We start from the raw sequence: 244 nt of genomic DNA, 5'->3' as shown, positions 1-244 counted from the left end.
CTCTACGTGTTCGAATGGCTCGGCTTCCAGGAAGTCACGTTGCCGATCAAGCGCGACAATCCGATCGCCTACATGCAATTTGCCGATCCCCGTCTCTACACGTTGCTGGCGCTCGCCATGATGCTGGCGACGATCCTGCTCACCCGAGTGATCGAAAAATCACGGTTCGGCATGGCGCTGCTGGCGATCAAGCAGAACGAAGCCGCGGCCGAGGCCGCCGGCATCAACACTCTTGCCTGGAAGC

General features: G+C 59.8%; 1 protein-coding gene. It reads left to right on the top strand.

Annotated elements, in window-relative coordinates:
* Window positions 1-244, top strand: a 244-nt coding sequence (locus QSV46_RS40750; RefSeq protein WP_409997307.1) for an ABC transporter permease subunit, incomplete at both ends; no start/stop codon positions are given.

The sequence above is a fragment of the Bradyrhizobium cosmicum genome, from assembly GCF_032290525.1.
GTDB lineage: Bacteria > Pseudomonadota > Alphaproteobacteria > Rhizobiales > Xanthobacteraceae > Bradyrhizobium > Bradyrhizobium cosmicum_A.
Note: the sequence above shows the minus strand (reverse complement) of the source record. Positions and strands in the feature narration are given on the sequence as shown.